This is a genomic window from Aequorivita viscosa (assembly GCF_900106795.1).
Classification (GTDB): Bacteria; Bacteroidota; Bacteroidia; order Flavobacteriales; family Flavobacteriaceae; genus Aequorivita; species Aequorivita viscosa.
This window is the reverse complement of sequence record NZ_FNNS01000050.1, coordinates 1-4,431: the sequence shown is the minus strand read 5'-3', so window position 1 is coordinate 4,431 and position 4,431 is coordinate 1. Positions and strand designations below refer to the sequence as shown.

Sequence of the window (4,431 nt, the reverse complement as noted above, 5' to 3'; positions counted from 1 at the left end):
GGCTACAATAGATGGCCCAGCCCCGTTTGGCAACAATACGCCTTCGAACATCCATTCAAATGTGTAAAGGCCTGGATCTAATCCTGTGTCGATAACTGGAGGGGAAACTCCATCTTCGCCTGCTATTGGGTTGCCATTGGCATCTACACATAGTCCATAAACATCATCAAAAGTAATTAACGGCAATTCCCGTACTTTTAATATCACTTCTACAACTTCAGAACATCTAGGCTCGTAAAGGTTGTCTTCGTTTGCAACCCGTGCATAAACTACCTGAGGGTTGATGGTATTGGTATATGGAAATACAATCGGGTTTGTACCTGCATTCGCATTCTCTAGGGTTTCATAGAAGTTAAGCGAATATATGGCAGGGTCTTGACCGGAAAGAATCCCGTTCCTTAGGTCCATTACTTGTTGGTTGCTGAAGTCTTCTAAATCAAACTCCGCAAAACCATCACTCGGAGGGGTGTTGTCACATATCTCGAACGGCTCGGCAGGAGCGGTTGCTATTACACCTTCTTGTACTATCAAATCGAAGCTTTGGACCCCGCCAATACGACACTCGCTGTTGATATACTTAATTCCTGTATAAATGGTTTGTGGGTTTTCGGGCGCGCCAGTTAAATCACGGTTCTGATGCTCGGTTACGTTCAATATCCTGTTGAAATCGTTTGCCGCATCTACAGGATCTAGGTAGAATGCTACTTCAAATTCTGATGGCAATTGCTGGTCTCCAAGAATCTCAGGGATCTTGGTGGTTAAATCAAACAACGCGACTCCATCTGAATCCAGTTCACAGATAACATAAGGGCTTACTTCTACTGTGTCATCTGGCAATGGGTTTACAATCAGTTCCAATTCAACTATCTCAAAACATCCTGTGGTTGCATTGGTTGCGCGAACATAAATAATCTGTGGACTGCTGGTGTTTTCGTAGCTGTCTGGGTTTGGTATCGCACCGGTGTTTTCCAAGGCTGCATCGTAGCTTTCAAAATACCCTAAGTCCCAATTGGCGCCTTGCAGTATTTCTGCTGCTTTTTCGGTTAAATCGAATACCTCTACTCCATCGTCCGGCCCTGGCCCTATTACAATATTGTCGTCACAAAGAATAAACGGGCTTGGTACTGCTGGCTGCGGGTTTGGAATTACACGTAAGAGCAAAGTGGTGTACGATACGCATTCGCTGTTGCCATCTACCACCCGTACAAAGATACGCTGTGGGTTTTCTGTGTTCTCGAATGCCCAGTCCGGATCAATTCTGTTTACATTGTCTATTGCATCTTGTTCGCTAACAAAATAACTAACTCCTAGTCCCGGGATGTTATTTGTTATCTCTGCATTTTTCAATGTAAGGTTAAAGGTTGCACGCATATCGTTCGGCTCACCTAGGTCATCACAAACTTCTAATGGCATTGGGTCTACAATAGCTACCCCATCGGACACTATTAAAGTGAAGTGGCCAGTGGCATAACATTCTTCTCCATCTGTATAGGCCAATCGAACAAATATATCTTGGGGGTTTGAGGTGTTGGTGTACAACTCTGGAGTGGTAATTGGATCGTCTCCTGTATCTGCATCAGCCTGATTGATGTGGTACGTTAACACTAATTGACCACGGTCTTGATCGCCATAAATCAAATCTTCCTGAACGGTAAGGTCAAAGTCTGCAAAGCCATCTCCGTCTGGGTCACAAAGTACTAGGTCCGGAAGGTCTATTGGTACAACTGGAACTGGGGATACAATCAATTCCAGGGGTACCACGGTATAACAGCCAGTGGTATTTGGAGGGGCATTGAAAGTTGCCCGCACATAAATTGTTTGCGAGAAGGCCACAATGTTCTGGAACGGTGATGCCAATGGCAGGGTTCCATTGTTGGCATCGAACAGGGTCTCGTGATAGGTCAGGACAACGGCTGGATTGCCATTGGAGATCTCATCGTCTTTTTCTGTTAGGTCAAACTCAGCAAAACCATCGTTGTCATCATCGCACATAACCAATGGGGTTGGCGTTGTTGCTCTTGGCACTGGAAGCACGACCAATGTTAAGGTGGTGGTCGCTGTACATCCGTCGGGACTGAAAACACTTACTTGTAGTGTATATGGACTAATACCTTGACCCGCGCCATCTACTGGGTTGGTGTAGGCGCTTGGGTTGGTAATCGGGTTGTCGTTCTGTTGATCGGCAACTGTTTCATAATAACGCACACTATAGGAAGCATTGCCGCCGGTAATGGTGGTGTTGTTGCTCGTAAGGTTGAATATGGATATACCATCGGTATCGCTGCCACTTTCCAAATCGTCGCATAGCTCCATATCCATAGGCTCTACAATGGCTGGGAATACCCCTACAATTAACTCGAAACTGCTGATGCGCACACAACCGGTTTCATTGTTTTCCAAGCGTACCCAAATGGTCTCTCCCGTACTGGCATATGCTTCCGGATCTGTTATTGCATCGTCTCCGTTTTCTGCATCAACTTGGGATGTGTGATACGTTAAAATAAAGTCCGGGGATTGAGTACCATAAATGAATTCTGCATTTTCTGTCAGGTCAAACTCTGCACTGCCGCCCCCATCTACATCACAGGCGGTAAGATCACCAAAGCCTGCTGTTGGCGCATCGGGAATTGGACTTACGATAAGTTCCAGTTCACGGATAACGTGACATCCGGTATCGGCGTTCTCTATTCGGACCCAAACCATATCGGTAAATGGGGTGTCGTTTGGATACAAGCCTACGATTTCGTTCAATGGGTCTCCGATTTCGGCTAACGTCCTAGTGGTATAGTAACGAATGGTCAGGTTTGGCTCGCCATTGGCGATCTCATCGTTTTTCTCGGTAAGGTCAAACTCGGCAAAACCATCATTGTCGTCATCGCACGCTACTAAAGGGGTTGGGGTTATTGCGCGTGGCACGGGCAATACTACCAATGTGAGTGTAGTTGTGGAGGCACATCCATCGGCTTTGAAAACACTTACCTGTAGGGTGTGCGGGGTGATTCCTTGACCACCTCCATCTCTTGGGTTGGTATAGGTTGTTGGATTGGTAATGAATATACCGTTTTCCTGGTCTTCTACGCTTTCATAGTATCGAACGGTAAGGGCCAGGTTTCCGCCAGTAATAGTGGCGTTATTGCTGTTTAGGTTAAACATAGCTACCTCATCGGTATCGCTACCGCTCGCTAAATCGTCACAGCGCTGCATATCTACTGGTGCTATTACTGCAGGTAAACCTGAAACTATCAGCTCAAAGCTACTGATACGGAAACAGCCGGTAACATCATTTTCTAGGCGTACCCAGATGGTCTGGCCTGTGCTGGTGTATTCGGTAGGGGTGCCAATTTCATCTTCTCCCAATTCGGCGTCTTCGAAACTTGTGTGGAAGGTAATGATGAAGTCCTGTGATTGGGTGCCATATACAAATTCACTGTTCTGTGTAAGGTCAAACTCGGCTCCCGATCCTGTTCCTAAATCACAGGAAACAAGGTCTCCAAAACCAGGGGCTGGGGCATCTGGAATGCGGTTTACTATAAGTTCCAACGGAACAATGGCGTAGCAACCTGTGGTATTGTTCTCTACGCGGGCCCAAACAAAATCGTTGAATGGGTTGTCATTGGTGTACAGCCCTACTATCTGATCTGTAAGTGCGCCTATTTCAGCTAGGGCACGGGTGGTGTAGTAACGAATGCTTACATCGGGCTCGCCATTGGTGATCTCCCGGTCTTTCTCGGTGAGGTCAAAGGCGGCAAAACCATTGTTGTCGTCATCACAGACCTCTAATGGGGTCGGAACGGCAGGAACTGGCAATGGGTTCACCACTAAGGTAAGGGTCACGGTAACCGAACAGCCAAAGGTATTGGTCACTCGCGCCACAATGGTCATTGGGTTCAAGGGCGCTGGAGGGATCTCACGGTTTTGATAGGCTCTTGGGGTAGCGATTGGGTTGTCCATCGCCTCATCGGCATAGGTCTCAAACCAAGTTACCGATAGGGTGTTATCGCCCCCAGTAATCTCTGCGTTACGGGTGGTCAAATTGAAAATGCTTATCTGATCGCTGCTGCTACCACTGGCCAAATCATCACATAGCTCGTAGGGCAATGGCTGAATTGCGGTTGGTAAGGGATCGACAAACAATTCTAATGGTACAATGTCAAAACAGCCCTCGCCTCCATTATAGGGAGCGGTGTTCAAAGCATTACCGACTGCCAAAACATAAATGGTCTGCTGGAAAGGGGTCGTGTTTTGATACGCGGTCGGCGCAGGAATGGCTCCTGAAAAATCAGGGGTCTCTAATGCGTTCTGACCCGCTGTAATAGCATCTACCTCAACTTCATAATAATAAAAATCATACTGGGTCGGATCCATAGCTCCCAACATCTCCAACTCACGAACGGTTAAATCGAATATCTGTAACCCATCGGTGTTGTCATC

At 46.9% G+C, this 4,431-nt stretch carries 1 protein-coding gene; it reads right to left on the bottom strand.

Annotated features, from left to right (window positions below):
• Positions 1–4,431: hypothetical protein (locus tag BLW28_RS15860; protein WP_092842593.1), on the bottom strand; the 4,431-nt coding region annotated here is incomplete at both ends.